11 protein-coding genes and 1 pseudogene are annotated in these 17495 nt (G+C 71.3%); 5 read left to right on the top strand and 7 right to left on the bottom strand.

The window, feature by feature from the left end:
* The first annotated feature begins 110 nt into the window (after positions 1-110).
* Complete coding sequence (locus HF526_RS30275) at positions 111-2078, top strand: glycosyltransferase (RefSeq protein WP_169385006.1); 1968 nt, start codon at positions 111-113, stop codon at positions 2076-2078.
* Between the two features lie 23 nt (positions 2079-2101).
* Here HF526_RS30275 and HF526_RS30270 read toward each other — a convergent pair whose 3' ends face one another.
* From HF526_RS30270 to glf, 3 genes are read right to left on the bottom strand one after another with little or no spacing between them, the layout of a single operon-like run.
* A complete protein-coding gene (locus HF526_RS30270) occupies positions 2102-5182 on the bottom strand; it encodes an arabinosyltransferase domain-containing protein (RefSeq protein ID WP_338051862.1) in 3081 nt (1026 codons plus the stop codon).
* A 28-nt stretch (positions 5183-5210) separates the two neighbouring features.
* The gene (locus tag HF526_RS30265) at positions 5211-7226 is read right to left on the bottom strand and encodes a glycosyltransferase (RefSeq protein WP_169385005.1); all 2016 of its coding nucleotides are present in this window, start codon (positions 7224-7226) and stop codon (positions 5211-5213) included.
* Between the two features lie 9 nt (positions 7227-7235).
* On the bottom strand, positions 7236-8429 hold the full coding sequence (glf, locus tag HF526_RS30260) for a UDP-galactopyranose mutase (RefSeq protein WP_338051861.1): 1194 nt from the start codon (positions 8427-8429) through the stop codon (positions 7236-7238).
* 130 nt (positions 8430-8559) lie between these two features.
* Between glf and HF526_RS30255 the strand changes: the two genes are divergently transcribed.
* The 4 genes from HF526_RS30255 to HF526_RS37155 all read left to right on the top strand — a co-directional run bounded on the left by HF526_RS30255 (position 8560) and on the right by HF526_RS37155 (position 15423).
* A complete protein-coding gene (locus tag HF526_RS30255) occupies positions 8560-10740 on the top strand; it encodes a DUF6541 family protein (RefSeq protein WP_169384999.1) in 2181 nt (726 codons plus the stop codon).
* Between the two features lie 339 nt (positions 10741-11079).
* Positions 11080-13056, top strand: a complete 1977-nt coding sequence (locus HF526_RS30250) for a DUF6541 family protein (RefSeq protein WP_169385003.1) — start codon at positions 11080-11082, stop codon at positions 13054-13056.
* A gap of 43 nt (positions 13057-13099) precedes the next feature.
* The gene (locus HF526_RS37160) at positions 13100-14407 is read left to right on the top strand and encodes a hypothetical protein (RefSeq protein ID WP_169385002.1); all 1308 of its coding nucleotides are present in this window, start codon (positions 13100-13102) and stop codon (positions 14405-14407) included.
* Complete coding sequence (locus HF526_RS37155; protein ID WP_169385001.1) at positions 14404-15423, top strand: glycosyltransferase; 1020 nt, start codon at positions 14404-14406, stop codon at positions 15421-15423. The genes HF526_RS37160 and HF526_RS37155 overlap by 4 nt, the downstream gene beginning before the upstream one ends.
* Here HF526_RS37155 and HF526_RS30235 read toward each other — a convergent pair.
* The 4 genes and pseudogenes from HF526_RS30235 to HF526_RS35885 all read right to left on the bottom strand — a co-directional run.
* The gene (locus HF526_RS30235; protein ID WP_169385000.1) at positions 15415-15834 is read right to left on the bottom strand and encodes a DUF2304 domain-containing protein; all 420 of its coding nucleotides are present in this window, start codon (positions 15832-15834) and stop codon (positions 15415-15417) included. The genes HF526_RS37155 and HF526_RS30235 overlap by 9 nt on opposite strands.
* Positions 15834-16589, bottom strand: a complete 756-nt coding sequence (locus tag HF526_RS30230; RefSeq protein WP_169385015.1) for a glycosyltransferase family 2 protein — start codon at positions 16587-16589, stop codon at positions 15834-15836. The genes HF526_RS30235 and HF526_RS30230 overlap by 1 nt, the downstream gene beginning before the upstream one ends.
* 20 nt (positions 16590-16609) lie before the next feature.
* On the bottom strand, positions 16610-17284 hold the full coding sequence (locus tag HF526_RS30225) for a class I SAM-dependent methyltransferase (protein ID WP_211178030.1): 675 nt from the start codon (positions 17282-17284) through the stop codon (positions 16610-16612).
* 53 nt (positions 17285-17337) lie between these two features.
* Positions 17338-17495 (bottom strand): annotated as a pseudogene (locus HF526_RS35885) (glucose-1-phosphate thymidylyltransferase); the annotation flags it as partial.

Here is a 17495-nt window from a genome sequence, read left to right as displayed (position 1 = left end):
CTGCGTGACACGCCGAACCCGGCGTTCCCAGGCCGTGCCGTCTCGACCACAATGGCGGGCCGGGGCCGCACCCCGCCGGCCACCGCCCCGACCGGAGGACACCGCTTCGTATGCCTGGCCCATCCGCCACCACCGAGACGCCGGCGTCCGCCAACGGCGATGCGCCCGAAGCGAGCAGCATCGCCCCCCGGACGGCCACGGTCAGCGAGCCGAACGGGTCCCCGGCCCCCGCAGCGCCGCGCCTGGTCGTCCAGCGGGGCCTGTTCAGCGGTCCGTCGGCGCTGGTCCCGGAGGACCTCTACGCCGAGGTCGCCCGCGGTGTCGCCCGGCGCGAACGGCACCGCCTGGAGCTCGCCCCGGGTAGCCACGTCGGCACCAACACCTACTTCGGCCGGGTGCACGCCACCTACTGGCAGCGCTGGACCACGGTCACCGAGATCGAGGTGACGCTGCGGGTCAGCGGCTCCGGGCGGATCCGGCTGATGGCCTCGGACACCAACAAGGTGTGGCGCATCGTGGACGCCTACGAGGCCCGTGACGTCGAGGCGGGCTCGGTGAAACTGACGGCGAAGATCGACCGCTTCGTCGACGGCGGCGGGCTGTGGCTCGAATTCACCACCGAGACCGCGGAGATGGAGGTGCAGGACGTCCGCTGGACGGTCGCCGCACCCGCCGCGGTGCGCCCGACCTCGGTCGTCATCTGCACCTACAACCGGGCGGACGACTGCCTCAACACGCTCGAGGCGATGGTCGACGACCCGGAGGCGCTCGACGCCGTCGGTCCGGTCTACGTGGTCGACCAGGGCAGCGACCCGCTGGAGTCGCGTCCCCGGTTCGCGGATCTCGCCGGCCGGTTCGGGGATCGGCTGCGCTACATCCGCCAGCCCAACCTCGGCGGTGCGGGCGGGTTCACCCGCGGGCTGTTCGAGGCCACCTCGGCGGACGCCGACGAGCACTCCGACGTCGTGTTCATGGACGACGACGTGCTGCTGGAGCCGGAGATCCTGATCCGGCTGACCTCGTTCGCCAACCACACGACGCACCCGACGATCGTCGGCGGGCAGATGCTCAACCTGCTGCACCCGGCGCACCTGCACATCAGCGCCGAGAAGGCCGACCCGGAGCGGCTCCTGGTCGGCATGCCGGTGCCCGGCGCGCTGCGGGAGGCCTACCTCCTCGGCCTCGACGAGCGGCAGCTACCGACCGTGCAGGACCGCCGCGTCGACACCGAGTACAACGGCTGGTGGTCGTGCCTGATCCCGGCCGAGATCGTCCGGGCCGTCGGCTACCCGCTGCCGCTGTTCTTCCAGTGGGACGACATCGAGTTCGGCTACCGGGCCCGCGCGCACGGGTTCCCGACGGTGGCGCTCCCCGGGGCCGGCGTGTGGCACGCCGACTTCGGCTGGAAGGACTGGGACGAGTGGCACCGCTACTTCAACCTGCGCAACGGGTTGATCACCGCGGCCCTGCACACCGGGTTCTCGGTGAAGGTCATCGCGAAGCGGCTGTCGCACCTGTTCGGCCAGTACATCATGGGCATGCAGTACGGCCTGGCGGCGACGCTGCTGCAGGCCGTCGAGGACTTCCTGGACGGCCCGCGGATCCTCGACGACGGTTCGGCCGCGGCGGCCACGGAGATCCGCCGGATCCGCGCGGCCTACCCGGAGACGGTGACCCGCCCGCTCAACGAGCAGCCCGACGACTTCCGTGACCTGGAGGTCGTCCGCGCCGCCCCGCCGCCCAGCCGCGAGGGCCTGACCTGGCTGAAGCGCGCGGCGTTCCAGCTCACCGGGCGGGCGGCGCACCGCACCGGGCTGGTGCCGGCCGGGGACGCGCACTGGTGGCACGTCTCCACGTTCGAGCGGGCCGTGGTCACCGACATGGCGGAGACCGGGGTGCGCATCCGGACCCGGGACAAGGCCCGGATGCGCGAGCTCACGGTGCGCGGGGTGAAGCTGCTGCGCCGGTTCGTCGCGGAGGGCCCGGGCGTGGCCGAGCAGTTCCGCGCGGCACGCCCGGTCATCACGAGCCGGGAGAACTGGGCGCGGCTGTACGGGCTGGACCGGCCGGCCGAGTAGGCCTGGGAACGGCGCGGAACCCGTCAGCCGATGTAGTCCCGGCCGGTGTACGCCTTTCCGACGAGGGTGGGGAGGCGGGCCCAGCCGTCGCGCTGGACGTGACCGACGGTCAGGTCGTAGCGCCCGACGGGGTGGTCGTAGACGACCTGCTCGACGTGCCCCCATCCGAGTGCGGCGGGCGGCCCCGCCGGGTCCAGCGACGACGGCAGCTCGACGTAGCGCGCAGTCCGGTCGACACCGGCGAGGGTGCCGCCGTTCGGCGCGAAGGTCGAGTTGGTGCCCACCGCGGCCTCCAGGCCGTCACCGGCGCGGAGCCGGAACGCCGGGGCGTCGGCGATGCCGTTGTGGATGGCAATCTGGTTCACGCAGGGCCACAGGACCGCGGAGACCTGATCGGCGAACACCGGTTGATCACCGATGAGGTCGCCGGCCGGGCGGGCGGTGGCGAGCCGCGGCTCGGCGACGCCCAGCCAGCTGTCCGTGCCGCCGAGGTTGTCCTTGACGACCACGCGGACCGCGGTGGGCCGGTCGAGCTTGACGTCGGAGAGCGCCACCGTGCGGTTCACCCAGTCCGCCTGCTTGCCGTCCGGACCGAGTTCGATCCGCACCGTCCGGTCGGGTGCGCCGGGGGTTCCGGTGCCGAACTCGAGGGCGACCTCCTGGCCCGCGAGCAGATCTCCGGTGACCGGCAGGACGATGGCGTCGCCCTGCAGGCCGGCGGGTAGCGGGTACCACCCCGAGATGAGCGATCCGGTGCCCGATCCGCCGGGCACGTCGTCGTGCCACATCCGCGCGTTCGGCGCGTCCGCGGGTGCGCTGCGCGCCGGCGGTGTGCCGGTGACCATGTCGCCCGCGAGCTGGTCCGAGCCGATCGGCCGTCCCAGCGCCGGCCCGCGTGTGTCGGTGTCGGCCACCAGTCGGAGCGAGCGCGCCTTCCCGATCGCCGGGCCGAGCACCTGCACCGAGTCCTCGAGGCCGCAGGGGTTCCCCTCCAGTGTTGCCAGGTTCATGCCCGCCACCGATGCCCCCGGGGCCTGGCGGATCGGGGCGAGGGTGAAGGCGATCAGCATCAGCGCGATGCCACCGGCCGCCGCGACGGACACCACCGCGCGGTCGGGGGTCAGCCCGCTCGGCCGGCCGGCGCGCCGGCGCCGGTTCACCCACCACGCGGCCGCGGCCGCCACGACGAGCCACAACGCCGGATTCCGGAGCTCCAGCGGTCCGATGTGCGGGCTGAGCAGACTCAACTGATACGGGCTGGCGATGTCGGCGTGGTTGCCGAAGAGCTGGCCCCAGTCGCTGAACGGCCGCCACAGGTTGGGTCCCGCGTAGCTCACCGCGGCGGCTCCGACGGCGAACATGCCCGCGACCACGAGCGCCGCCGAGCCTGCGCGGCGCGGCAGCGGGGACCGGATGAGCGCCACGGCGAGCAGCAGGGTGGCCGGGGCGGCGACCGCCCCGAAGTGGTTCACCCACTTCGTGGGCGTCGCGGCGAGCGACACCAGGGCGAGCCCGCTGATCAGCGCGGAACCGGCGAGCAGGCGCCCGATCGGTCCGTTGTCGAAGCGGCGCCGGCCGAGGGCGACCAGCGACACCGCGAGCAACGCCAGGGTGAGCAGTACCGGCAACCGCTTGGCCCAGACGCCGGTGTCGGCCTGGTCCAGCAGGGTCGCGTAGTGGACGAACTCGTCGTACCAGGGGTGCTGGCGGTAGTACCAGCGGTGCACCGCGACCGATTCCAGGACGTCACCGAGCGACGCATCGCCGAACCCGACCGGCACCACCACGGTCGCGGCACCACCGGCGACCAGCGCGGCGGCGACCCGTTGCGGCCAGTCGGCCGCGCGCAGCCACGTCCAGAGGAACGGCAGGGCCGGCACGAGGGCGACGACCGCCACCAGAGCGGTCGGGGACACCGTCATGGTCAGCGCGGCCACCGCGGTCGCCGCCGCCAGGACCCCGATGGACTCGCGCCGCCGGGCGAGCTCGGCGAGCAGCATCACCGCGGCGGTGCCAACGACGATGAGGGTCTCCGGCCGCAGCGTGATGCCGTAGGCGAGGAACCACAGCAGGTGGGCGACGGCGAGGGCCCACGGCGCCGAGCGGCGCCGGGCGATCCGGCCGAGCGTGGTGGCCAGCAGGACGCGGAGCAGGGTGTAGGTGAGCAGGCCGTACAGCACCGGGAGCACCCGCAGCCACAGCAGGCTCCAGCCGCCCAGCGCGCCCCAGGCCTGCATGAGGTACTGGCTGGCGACGAACGGGTTCTCGGTGACGTTGAACTGGTAGATGTAGTTGCCGATGTAGCCGGCCGCTTCCGCGTTCCGCGACATCAGCGCGTACCACGAGTCGTCGACGTTGACCGGGCCGATCACCGCCCACGCCGCGGACACCACCACAACGGCGGCGTCGGCCGCCGACGGACGGGGCCTGATCAGACCGGGACCGCTGCCCCGCCAGGTCCGCCACGCGAGGGCCAGCAGGGCGAGGAGCGCCAGCCCGTGCGCGATCAGCAGCCCGATCTTGAGCGCCGAGGGGCTGGACTCGTAGCGCGCGTCGGTGTGCAGCCGGACGCTCAGCCCGGACGCCTCCGGAAGTCCCTCGGCCCCGGTCTCGAGCTCTGCGACCTGGGGCGGCAGCAGACCGGCCCGGTCGGCCAGCACGGCGCCGTCCCGGGTCACCCGGGTGCCCGCCGCGTCGGCCTCCACGACATAGCTGCACGGGGCGGCCGGGAGCGGCTGGGACACCAGGCCGGCGCCGGACGAGCTCACCGTCACCGTGCCGCCGGACACGGCCACCACCAGGCCGGACCCGAGCGTGGAGTCCACCGACGCCGGCAGGGTGCGCAGGGCCTCGCCGCCACCCGGGCGGCGGTCGAGCGCCTGCAGCGTCGTGCACGGGACCTCGGCGCGCAGCTCCAGCGGCCGGTACGGCGACAGCGGCAGCACCGTGGACGCCGGCGCCGCACCCGCCTGCGGCCATGTGACCACGGGGTCGTCGGCGTTCACCGGAGCGAGCACGGCCATCAGGCCGAGCGCTCCCGTGAGCAGGCCGAGTAGCGCCAGCGTCCAGATCGTGCGCCGTGCAGGGGGTAGTGCTCCGGTCACTGCTGCGACCGGACAGGACGTTCAGGGCTCACGACTCGAAGATCTGCTTCCAGCCGTCGCGACCGGTCAGCGTGGGCTGCGCCTGCCGGTACCGGCGGCGCAGCTCCGGCCACGCGCGTGCGATCTCGCGGTGCAGCGCCACCGACTGCTTGACCATGGAGCGGAACAGCTCCGGGTCACGCCGCCGGAACGTCACGCCGCGCCCGTCCGGTGTGGACACCGTCGCGGAGTCCAACTGGGCCAGTACGAACCACTGCGCGTTGCGCGAGGGCACGTTGCGCTGCGGGACCGCCTGGTGCGTCGAGTCCGGGGTCTTCAGGTTGCGCAACACCCCGCGCGCCAGGCCGAGCCCGATCTTGACCTTGCCCACCGGCGGCTCCGGGAAGACCTGGGAGGCCAGCGCATCCAACTCCGACAGCGGGACCTGGGTCGCGGAGTCGAGCGGGCGACCGTCGTCGTACTCGGCCCGCTTGGCGCGGATCTCGCCGAGAACCGTCGGCAGCTTCGGGAACAGCGCCTCGGGGCCGGCCAGGAAGTCGCGCAGCGCCATCTCCTGCAGCGCCACCGCCGAGTACTCCATCAGCATCAGATGCCGCAGCGTCCGCTTGAAGGTGTCCTTGAGCAGCGCGCGCGGGCTGTCCGGACCGTGCAGCGCGGCGGCGACCAGCCGGTTGCGGTAGTGGAAGTAGGCCTGCCAGTCGCTCGTGTCGTCCTTCTCGATGAACGACATGTGCCAGATGGCGATGCCCGGGACGGTGGCCGTGCGGTAGCCGCGCGACCGCGCCCGCAGGCCGTACTCGGCGTCGTCCCACTTGATGAAGAACGGAAGCGGCAGCCCGAGGTCCTCGGCCACGGCCCGCGGGATCAGGCACATCCACCAGGCGTTGTAGTCCACATCGACCCGGCGGTGCAGCCACGGCGTCGTGCGCAGGGTCTGGTCGGCCAGGTCGTGGTTGCCCTTGGTCTGCGGGGCGTCGCGCCAGATGAACGCGTTGCGGTCGACGACCTCGCCCATGGAGTGCAGGTGCGAGCGGGCCTGCAGCGACAGCATCTGGCCGCCGACCAGCATCGGCTCGCGGGAGAACCGGGAGAACGCGACGGCCCGCAGGATCGAGTCGGGCTCGAGCAGGATGTCGTCGTCCATGAACAGGATCTGCTCGCAATCGATGCCGCCCAGCGCCTCGTACATGACGCGGGCGTAACCGCCGGAGCCGCCCAGGTTCGGCTGGTCGATGATCCGCAGCCGGTCGCCGAGACCGGCCGCCGCCTCGGCGTAGCCGGACTGGTCGCGGACCTTCCGGGTGCCCTGGTCGGGCAGGATCACCGCGGTGACGGCCTCGAGGACCAGCGGGTCCTCGGCGATGGCCGACAGGGTCGCGACGCAGTCGGCGGGCCGGTTGAACGTCGGCATCCCGATGGTCACGGCGGCCCGGCCGGGGGCCTCCTGCGCCGCGTACCAGCCGCCGGCGTGCATCGTCAGTTCGCTGTCGTCGGTGGTCAGGTCGAACCAGTACCAGCCGCCGTCCTCGAACGGCTTGAGGTCCAGCTCCATGTCGATCTCGTGGCGGCCGGGCTCGGTGAGCACCTCGCCGCGCACGTAGATGTGCGAGCCGTCGGCCTTGGACCGGTAGACGTCGACCCGACCGGCGCCTTCCAGCGACAGCCGCAGACGCACCTCGGTGAGCATGGACCAGCGCCGCCAGTAGCCGGCCGCGAAGCCGTTGAAGTAGGCGCCGAAGGAGACCTCGCTCTGCTCGGGCAGCACGGCGGTGGTCCGCGACGTCGGCCGCAGCCGGCGTCCGTTGACCGCGGAGACCGTCAGGGCCAGCGCCCGCGCCCCGGCGTCACCGGCCGGTGGCTCCACCGGGGTCAGCCGGGTGCTGGACCGCTCGTCCATGTAGAGCGAACGGACGGTCATCGGGTCGCCGGCGCGGGGAAGGATCACCCGCTGCAGCAGGCTGCCGGACACGTGCGGGCCGGACGCGGCCGCCCTGTCGCGCGGGGTCGGTGACGGGGTCTTCACGGCGGTGGCGGCTTCGGTCATCAGACGGGGTCAGTCCTCGGAGGTCTCGGTGCCGCTCAGCGCACGGCCCTCGGTGAAGTACGGGGTGATCCGGTTGTCGAACATGGTCAGCGCGGAGCCGATCGCCATGTGCATGTCCAGGTACTTGTAGGTGCCCAGGCGGCCGCCGAACAGCACGTTGCGCTCCGCGGTCTCCTTGCGGGCCAGTTCGCGGTAGCGCTCGAGCTTCGCGCGGTCGTCGGGGGTGTTGATCGGGTAGTACGGCTCGTCGCCGGACTCGGCGAAACGGGAGTACTCGCGCACGATCACGGTCTTGTCGGTCGGGTAGTCCCGCTCCGGGTGGAAGTGCCGGAACTCGTGGATCCGGGTGAAGGGCACGTCCTCGTCGTTGTAGTTCATCACCGAGGTGCCCTGGTAGTCGCCGGTCGCGACGACCTCCTGCTCGAAGTCGAGCGTCCGCCAGCCCAGCTCACCCTCGGAGTATCCGAAGTAGCGGTCCAGCGGGCCGGTGTAGACCACCGGGGTGCCGGCCGGCACCTGGTCGCGGACGTCGAACCAGTCGGTGTTCAGCCGCACCTCGATGCCGGGGTGGTCGGCCATCTTCTCCAGCCAGGCCGTGTACCCGTCGACCGGGAGACCCTCGTAGGTGTCGTTGAAGTACCGGTTGTTGAAGGTGTAGCGCACCGGCAGCCGGGTGATGTTCGCCGCCGGCAGCTCCTTGGGATCGGTCTGCCACTGCTTGGCGGTGTAGCCGCGGACGAACGCCTCGTAGAGGGGGCGGCCGATCAGCGAGATCGCCTTCTCCTCGAGGTTCTGCGCGTCGGCGGTGTCGATCTCGGCGGCCTGCTCGGCGATGAGCGCACGCGCCTCGTCGGGGGTGTGCGAGGTGCCGAAGAACTGGTTGATCAGCGCCAGGTTCATCGGGAACGCGTAGACCTGGCCCTGGTACTTGGCGAAGACCCGGTGCTGGTAGTCGGTGAACTCGGTGAACCGGTTCACGTACTCCCACACCCGCTTGTTGGACGTGTGGAACAGGTGCGCGCCGTAGCGGTGGATCTCGATCCCGGTCTCCGGCTCGGGCTCGGAGTAGGCGTTCCCGCCGATGTGCGCCCGCCGATCGAGGACGAGCACCTTCTTGTCCAGCTCGGCGGCCACCCGCTCGGCGACCGTCAGCCCGAAGAAGCCCGAGCCGACCACGACAAGATCGAACTCTGAGTAATCCACGACAGCCGAGGGTAGCGGCGCAGGACGCGCGAACCCACGCGGGCCGGTCCCGGTGCCGCTGGCCGGTACCGGACCGGCAGACTGAGATCGAGAGCGATCATGTCGGCGACCGGATCCGGGAGGTTCTCGCGTGGTGTGGCCCGCAGTCACACCGTCGGACGCATTGATCATCCTGCTGTACGTCGCCGTGCTGTGGCTCCCGGGCGGAACGCTCGGACACGCCGCTGGCCTGCGCGGGTGGTCCCTCGTCACGGTGGCGCCGTTGCTGACCTACGCGGTGGCCGGGTTCGCAGGCCCCGTCTACTCGGTCATCGGGATTCGCTGGTCCCCCACGACGTTCGCGCTGACCGCTGCCGGGCTGGCCTGCGCCGCCTACGGGATTCGGCTGCTGCTCCGGCTGCGGTCCGGCCGCCGGACCCCGCGGTCGTCCACGGGACCGCGGTGGAGCCGCGCCGGGAACGTGGGAGTCGCGGTCACGGCAAGCGCCGCGGTGGTGGTCGGCGTCCTGACCGTCCTGGGCGGGATCAAGCGGCTGTCGTCGATCCCGCAGGACTGGGACGCCGTCTTCCACGCCAACGGGATCCGGTGGATCGCCGACACCGGCGACGGCGGGCTGTACGCGATGGCCCAGGTCAACTGGTACGAGGGCGGCGTCCGGGTCTTCTACCCGAACGCCTACCACCTGGTCGCCGCCGTCGTGTACCAGCTCAGCGGGGCCGACATCCCGACGGTGCTGAACGCCCACACCGTGCTCATCCCGGGTCTGATCGCACTCGGCCTGGTCGGCCTGGTGCACCGGATGGGCGGGCGACCGATCCTGGCCGGGGCGACGGCATTGGCCGTGGTGTCGACCAGTGCGTTCTACGACACGCTCTGGCGCGGCCCGCTGCTGCCCTTCGCGACCGGCGTCGCGATGACCCCGCTCATCGTCATCCTGGTGCTCAACCTGGTCGACGCGGCCGGTGTGCGGGCGATGATCGCACCCGGCTTCCTCTTCGCGATGGGCGTCGTCGGATTGCTGTGCCTGCACCCCGCTGTGCTGATCTCGGGCGTGCTGTTCACACTGCCGGCGCTGGTCCAGCGCTGGTGGCGGCGCCCCAGGCTGGCACCGCGCGAACTCGTCGCGCTCGCGCTGGGCGGCGTGGTCGCCGCGGGCCTGTCATGGTTGGAGATCGGTGGGGCGCTGAGCAGCGCCGGCAACCTCGAACTCATCAGCTGGCCGGCCAACCTGAGCGCGAACGAAGCGATCGGGGTGCTGCTGACCTTCAGCCACGCCGCCGGCACACACCAGTGGGGCCTGGCCGCGACGATGGCCCTGGGCCTGCTCGGTTACCGCCGCCTCGGCGAACTGCGCTGGCTGTGGGCGGTTGCCGCAGTCTTCGGCGCGCTGTTCGTCATCGCGGCGTCCACCAGTGCGAGCTGGGCCCACACCCTCACCAGCATCTGGTGGAACGACCGCTGGCGGCTGATCGCCCTCGCCGCGCTGCCGATGTGTGTGATCGTCGGCCACGGGGTCGCCGAGACCCAGCGGGTGCTGGCCGCCGTCCTCACCGGCATCGTCCGGCAGTGCACCGGCCCGGCCCGCCGGCTCGCGGCCGCCGCCGCGGGGCCCGCGCGGCGCGTGAAGATCACGTTTGCCGCCGTGGTCCGGCGGGTCCCGCCCGAGGAACGCGCCGCCATCGGCCGCACCCGCCAGAACGGACCGCCTCGATGGGTCCTGGTCGCCTCCTGCCTCACGTCCGCGATCGCGGTAGTCGCGTTCACGCTGGCCACCACGGGGCTCGATGTGAGCCGCGACCAGCAACGCATGTCGCGCATCGCGGGTGACGGACCGGCGGTGAGCCAGCTGGAGGTGGCGGGGATGCGGGCGATGGCCCAGATCGTCCCCGCCGGCTCCCGGGTGCTCAACGACCGCGGCGACGGGTCGGCCTGGATGTACGCGCTGACCGGGATCCGGCCGGTCGCCGGCCACTACGACGCTTTTCGTACGGGACCGGACGCCACCCTGCTCGCACAGCGCTTCCGCGACTACGCGACCGATCCCGGGGTACGCGCCGCGGTGCGCCGGCTCGACATCCGCTACGTCTTCGTGGGCAGTACCTTCCTGCGGCCCTGGGCGGTACGCGAGCCCGGGCTGACCGGCCTCTACCGGGAGAGCTGGCTCCGGCCGGTCTACGGGAACGGCGTCTGCGTACTCTACGAGCTGACGGTGCCGCCGGGCGCCCGCCCTGCGGGCGAGCCGGACGGGCAAGCGCAGACCGAGCCGCAGCAGCATGGCCCGGACGGGCGGGCGCCGAGAGGCCCTGCCTGAGGATAAGTCGGGACCCCAGCTGTCACGGCCGTAGGGCGAGCGGGGTCGATCCACCGTGGACATGCCACGCGATGTCGAGATCTCGTACTGCTCGGTCAACCGTGGCGTCCCGTCCGATCCGACTGCAGTCGGCCAGCGGCAGAACGGCACCGGCGCTGCCGGCCGTGGAGCGAGATCCGGCAGGCGGCAGCGTCGCAAAAGATCACCTTGCCGCGACGGCCAGGTTGCCGCGAGGCCATACCGGATCACGCTAATCTGCCGTGCGCTGCCGTTACCGACAATGAGCGTCACGCCTGGCCGTCGCCCCTGCGTTCGTGCGAGGACGTTACGGAGGCACAGATGCCGGAGCTAGCACCTGGCGCGGTACTGGTCGTCTATGGTGCCCTGCTCTTCGCACCTGGGCTCGTGGTCGGTATGGGCTTCGGTCTGCGTGGCTGGCTGCTCGCAGCCGCGGCACCGCTACTCGGTTACGGGATCGTGGGAGCAGCCGGTTCCGCGCTGCCCCACGCCGGCGTGAACTGGTCCCCGATGGCGTTCGTCACCAGCGCAGCCGTGGTGGCCCTGCTTGCCGCACTGGTCAGGTTCGCTGCACGCCGAATCCGTCCGAGCAGCGGCCGGCCTCGATCGGCAGAGCATTGGCCGGTCACCCAGAACCTCGGCATCGCCGCGATGGTCGCGGTATCCGCTGGTGTCGGTCTCATCGTGACCGCGTCGGCGACCGACGGCTTCACTGCCGTATCGCAGATCTGGGACTCCGTCTTCCACAGCAACGCTATCCGCTTCATCGCCGACACCGGGCTCTCCGACCCCGCCGCGCTGCAGAAACTGAACAACCCGACCACCAGCAGCTACTACTATCCGAACGCCTACCACGTGCTGGCTGCCACGGTGGTCATGCTCACCGGCAGCAGTGTCCCGACCGTGGTGGACACCGGCGTCGGTCTGGTGCCCGGCATCCTCGCCCTCGGAATGGTCGCACTTATCCGGCACTGCGGAGCCCGCCCGGCGTTGGCCGCAGCCGCGGCATTGCTGTCGTGTGCCTTCACCGCGTTCCCGTACGACCTGCTTCCGTGGGGTTCGCTGCTGCCGTACATCGCGGCTCTCGCTCTTCTTCCCGCGTTCCTCGCCCTGTGGGTGGCCACCCTGAACGACCATGGTGGCCGGACCACCAGCCTTCCGGTCACCCTGGGGATCGCCGGCATCGGCCTGCTCGCTCTCCATCCGAGCGTGGCCGTCGCAGCGGCAGTACTGGGCCTTGCCTTCGTCGTCCAGCTCTGGATCAGCCGGCGTCCTCGGCTCCACGACTTCCGCGCCGTCGGGATCACTGCACTGGCCGCCGTCGCGCTCGGTGCGCCGCTGCTCGCGGCATCCCTCGCGGCCGCAGCCGGACCGGCGTTCAACTGGCCGGCGAACATGCGGCCCGCCGACGCGATGGGGCAGCTGTTCTTCCTCAGCCACGAGCAGCCCTTCCCCCAGTACTGGCTCGTCGGGCTCGCCGCCGTCGGCGTGTTCCAGGTTCGCAACCTGCTGCCCTTGCGCTGGTTCGTCGCCGCCGGACTGGTCTTCGCTGCCTTGTTCGTGATGGCTGCCGCGTATGAGGGCGAGTTGGTCGCACTTCTCACCCGGCCCTGGTGGGACGACAAGTGGCGTTTCGCAGCGCTGTGGTCCCTGGCCGCATTGCTGCTCGCCTCGGCCGGGGTTGTCGGATTGCGAGATGCGCTGTGGTCTTTCGGGGCCCGCCTGGTGCCGGCCCTCAAAGGCCTGGGAGGACGACCACGAACAGCCGTCTCATCGGCTGCGCTCACCCTGGTTCTGCTCATCACAGCGCTCCTCACGAACGGGCTGTACAACGGCCGCAATGAGGCGCGACTCGCCCAGGCGTTCACCAACGGACCCACGGTCAACGCCAACGAGCGTCTGGCTTTCGACACATTGGCGCGCATTGCACCGGCCGGTAGCACCGTCATGAACGATCCCTACGACGGATCCGCCCTGATGTGGGCCCTCGACGACGTGCGCCCGGTCTTCGCGTCTCCTGTGATCGCCGCGCAGGAGCTCCCGACCATGGACCCCCACCGGCGCACTCTGTTCTATTCGTTCAACCAGCTCGATGCCGACCTCGCAGTCCAACGCGCCGTTCGCGCTCTCAACATCCGATACGTGATCATTTGCACCGGCTTCATCCCACCCTCGAGCCAGCACGTACCCGGGATGCAGGGTCTCGACGCAGTCAGATCCCTTGAGCTCGTTTACGAGAACGCCGATGCACGCATCTATGCGATTCGCCCCGCTGCCTCCCCCGGTGGTCGCAGCTGACCGTGGCGAATCTGCTGCGGACGAACCCCACTACCATCCACGCGTGGCGAGCCGGGTCAGCACGACGCGCAAGACCAGCACGGCGGCCCAGGTCGCCGCGAGCCAGATCGCACTGGCCGGCTCCAACTACCTGGTGCTCGCGCTCGCCGCGCGGCACGTCGATGCCGCAGGCTTCGCCGCGCTCAGCTCGTACTACCTGCTGATCAATACCGTCGGCCGAGGTCTCTTCGCGGCAGTCGAGCTGGAGACCACGCGGGCCATCGCCCTGACGGCCGCCACCGGTGCGGGCGATGGGGTGGCTCGCCGCGACGCCGTGCGGCACACACTGACCCTGCTGGTCGGGGCGCTCGTGATCGTCGCCGCCAGCTCGCCCCTGCTGGGCAGGATCATCGGGTCCGGCGTCTCCGCGATCGGGTTGCTCGCGGTGGGAGCGCTCGCCATGGCCGCGTCCTATCTGGTCCGCGGGCCGCTGGCTGGACACCGCCGGTACGGGCCGTACGCCGCGACGTTCTGGATCGAGGCCGGTGTGGGGCTCGCCGCCGCCGGGGCCCTCGTCGCCACCGGTGTCGATACCACAACTCCGTGGATCGCCACGTTCGCGCTCGCCCCGCTGGTCGCGGCTCTGGTGCTCGCGCGGGCCGCCGCCCGGCCGCACCACGCGGCCGCACCTGCGAAGCCCCACGAGACGACGGCCGGCCGCGACGAGGCCACCGGCCGCGGCACACGCGCGGAGTTGCTGTGGTCGGCCGCTCTGCTGCTCGCCGGGCAGGGCGTATGGAACCTCGCTCCCGTCCTGGTGAGTGCCCGGTTGGCCGACGCCCCGGCTCTCGCGGCCGGATTCGTGACGGTCGCGGTCATCCTGCGCGCCCCGGTCCTGTTCTTCCCCTCGGTGCAAGCGCTTCTGCTGCCCGCGATCACGACAATGGTCGGCACCGGGAACGACGCCGCGGTGCGCCGGGTCACCCGTCGGCTCGGGACGATGCTGGCCGCCGGTGGCGTGGTGTGGGTGCTGCTCGCCGTCTTCGTGATTCCCACCGTCGCGCACCTCGTGTTCGGCGCCACCATCACACCTCCGACCTGGGTGCTTGCCGTGCTGGCGGTGTCGACCGTCGTCGGCGCGGGCGCGCAGATCGTGCAGGCCCACCTCGTCGTCGCCCGCCGACAGTCCGGCGTCGCGATGGCCTGGATCGCTGCGTTGGCGGCGCTGGTGGTCGCCGGTCTGGCGCTCGCACCGCCGATCACCGCGGGCGCCCTGGGGCAGTTGGCCGCCGCCGTCATCGTGGTGATAATTCTGGGTCTCGTGCGACGACGTGTGATCTCCCCCGGCTCGACCACCCGGGCCCCCCGGTGACCGCCCCGCCGACGGTGGGCGTCGTCGTCCTCGCCTGGCAGGCCGAGCCGTACCTCGCCGACTGCGTCGACTCGGTGCTCGGCTCCACCGGTGTGGACGTCCGGCTCGTGCTCGTCGACAACGGCTGCCGGCCCGAGGACCTTGCCGCCATCCGGTCCGACGAGCGGCTGCGGCTGCTCCGTCCCGGGCGCAACACGGGGTTCGCCGGCGGGTGCAACCTCGGAGTGGCCGAACTCGACACCGACTACGTCGCGTTGGTGAACTCCGACTGCGTGCTGCGGCCCGATACGCTCGCGCAACTGGTAACCGAGGCCGCACGGCCCGGCGTCGGGCCGGTGATGGCGGGGCTGCGGCTTGCGGAGCCGCCGCACCTGGTGAACAGCGCCGGGAACCCGGTGCACCTGGTCGGCCTGTCGTGGGCCGGGGAGATGAACTCCGCGGAGACCCGGACCGCGCCCTACGACGTGACCGGGGCGAGCGGGGCGTGCACGCTGCTGCGGCGATCGGTCTGGACCGACCTGGGCGGCTTCGACGAGGAGTACTTCGCCTACCTGGAGGACACCGAGCTGAGCCTGCGCGCTTGGCGGCGTGGGCTGGCCGTGCGCTGCGTGCCGGCCGCGATCGCCCTGCACCACTACGAGTTCTCGCGCAACGCCCACAAGATGTACCTGCTCGAGCGAAATCGGCTGCTCATGGTGGCCACGCTGTGGAGCTCCCGGGCGCTGCTGCTGCTCGCCCCTCTGCTCGTCACGACGGAAGTGCTGCTCGCGGCTTACGCGCTGAGCGCGGGATGGGGACGCCAGAAGGCGCGCGGCTGGGCGTGGATGTGGCGCCACCGCGACCATGTGACACGCAGACGGCGAGCGCTGCAGGCCGAGCAGAGCGCGCCGGACGCCATGTGGATGGGACGGCTCACCCCTGCCCTCGACCCCCAGGTGATCGGACCGGCGCCACTGACCCGGATCGCGAATGTGTTCTTCCGCGCCTACTGGGCCGTGGTCCGCCGACTACTCTGACCCGCCCTCGGCCTGCCTCGGGAGTGCACTGGCCGAGGGCAGGTCGTGGCGCTCGCGCCGCCCGGACTCCATCGCATCCAGGCGCAGACGCAGCGCCCCGACCTCCTCGGCCAGCCGCCGGCTCTGTTCCTCCAGGAGGCCGACCTCACGCGAGAGTTGTAGCGACACCGCGAACAGGACGAGCAGCGAGGCGAAGAACAGCAGATTGCTCGGTGTCCGGATACCGATGAGCTCGGCCACGCCGCCGAGCAGCCCCGGAAAGACCGCGACGACCAGCGTTCCGAACGAGATGACGACCCAGATGACGGCGTACTTCTCGCGCAGTCGGCGGCGACGCAGCAATTCGAAGACCAGAGCGAGCGCGGCCAGCGCGACGACGACCGAGAAGATCGTGAGACGGGTGCTGGGCATCAGCCGACCTCGCTTGCGCGGGGCGTCCGCCGGATCAGCGCGAGCGCGACCGCGACCACCACGCGAAAAAGGTACACCGCAGAGCGCAGCGGGTTCTGGCTCGCCATGCCGGTCTCCCGGGGCCGCATCGCCACCGGCACCTGCCGAATGGTGAGTCCGGCGCGATGGGCGATGACCAGCGCCTCCACGGTGTCGCCGAGGTACTCCTCTGGATAGTGCTCCGCGAACAGCGCCACGGCGCGTTCGTTCACGAGCCGGAATCCGGACGTCGGGTCGGTCACCGGGGTACGCAGGATCCGGGTCAGCACGCAGGACAGCAGCCGCATGGCCCAGCGGCGAGGACCACGCACCGTGTACTGACCACGGCCTGCGAACCGGGCGCCGATCACGACGTCGGCACCGCTGACCGTCATCAGCTGCAGGATCTCCGTCGGGTCGTGCTGCCCGTCCGCGTCGACCTGCACGACTGCCGAATAGCCACCGTCGCGGGCGTAGCGGTAGGCGGCCCGCATCGCGCCGCCGACGCCGAGGTTGAACGGCAGCCGCATGACGTCGGCCCCGGCCCGTTGCGCGCGCTTCGCGGTGGCGTCTGTCGACCCGTCGTCGACGACGAGGATGCCTGCGTCGGGCCGCGCCGACCGAACCTCCTGGATCACCCGGGCCACCGAGTCCTGCTCGTTGAGTGCCGGCAGCACAACCAGCAGACCGCCGGTTCGGGGCCATTGCTCAGGGTGCGCGTCGGCCGCCGACGCCATCTCTCCGAGTCGCTCGGCGGTCATCGCACCGGACGGGGAGCGGCGACGGTCACGAACTCGTTGTAGGTGAACACCTTCCCTGTGAAGCGGGGCAACGGGAACGAGAATTCACGCTCGACCTCGAGACCGAGCTCGTCACACAGGTCGCGCAGCTTGGCGTGATCGGTGAAGACCGTGTGCGTCGCGTCCGATGCGAACCCACGCTCCTGCGGGCAGATCAGCACGACACGCGCGCCCGGCGCGAGGTAGGGCAGATACCGGCCGAGTACATCAGGGCCGCCGCCCTCGGGAAGGTGTTCGACAAGGTGCGCGGCGAGCAGGCCGGTGAAGCCACCGCGATGTTCCGGGGGCTCGGCGAGGAATTCGTCCGACGTGTACGCGGTCAGCCCACGCTCCCGGCAGATTCGCACGGAGTGCTCGTTGTGGTCGACGCCGACGCTGCCTTCGGGGAGATCGGCGAGATTCCGGCCGATCCCGCACCCGACATCGAGTGTCCGGCGGTCACCGAGCAGCCGGCGCAGATTCCACCGGTAGGGCGCCTGGACATCCAGCACCTGCTTCCAGCGGGCGCCGGAAAGCGCGGCGAGCCGGGCCGCGTATTCGACCGATTCTGTGCCGTCCTGTCGCCCTTGCACGGCGGGCACATTACCGCCCCGCTTCCGGACAACACCTGCCCTGCCGGTCGAAACCTGCACACGTCGGCGTGGCGTCTTCGACCCGGCCACGGCGAGCGCCGTCGCAACGTCACTCAGACGGGTGTGAGGGCTCCACGCGCCCGCGCGACTGCCATGACGTATTCGCCGTAGCCGGAGTTGGCCTGGGCGGCACCGAGGGCGTGGGCGGAGTCGGGGGTGATCCAGCCGCGGTCCATCGCGATCTCCTCCAGGCAGGCGATCCGCACCCCCT

The organism is Pseudonocardia acidicola, from assembly GCF_012911935.1.
GTDB lineage: Bacteria > Actinomycetota > Actinomycetes > Mycobacteriales > Pseudonocardiaceae > Pseudonocardia > Pseudonocardia acidicola.
This window is presented reverse-complemented; position numbering and strand designations above follow the sequence as displayed.

Excerpts from the sequence above, each read along its gene's own strand:
- HF526_RS30275 (WP_169385006.1), top strand. The coding sequence starts at position 111 with ATGCCTGGCCCATCCGCCACCACCGAGACGCCGGCGTCCGCCAACGGC.
- HF526_RS30265 (WP_169385005.1), bottom strand. The coding sequence starts at position 7,226 with ATGACCGAAGCCGCCACCGCCGTGAAGACCCCGTCACCGACCCCGCGC.
- HF526_RS30250 (WP_169385003.1), top strand. The coding sequence starts at position 11,080 with ATGCCGGAGCTAGCACCTGGCGCGGTACTGGTCGTCTATGGTGCCCTG.
- HF526_RS30235 (WP_169385000.1), bottom strand. The coding sequence starts at position 15,834 with ATGCCCAGCACCCGTCTCACGATCTTCTCGGTCGTCGTCGCGCTGGCC.
- HF526_RS30230 (WP_169385015.1), bottom strand. The coding sequence starts at position 16,589 with ATGGCGTCGGCGGCCGACGCGCACCCTGAGCAATGGCCCCGAACCGGC.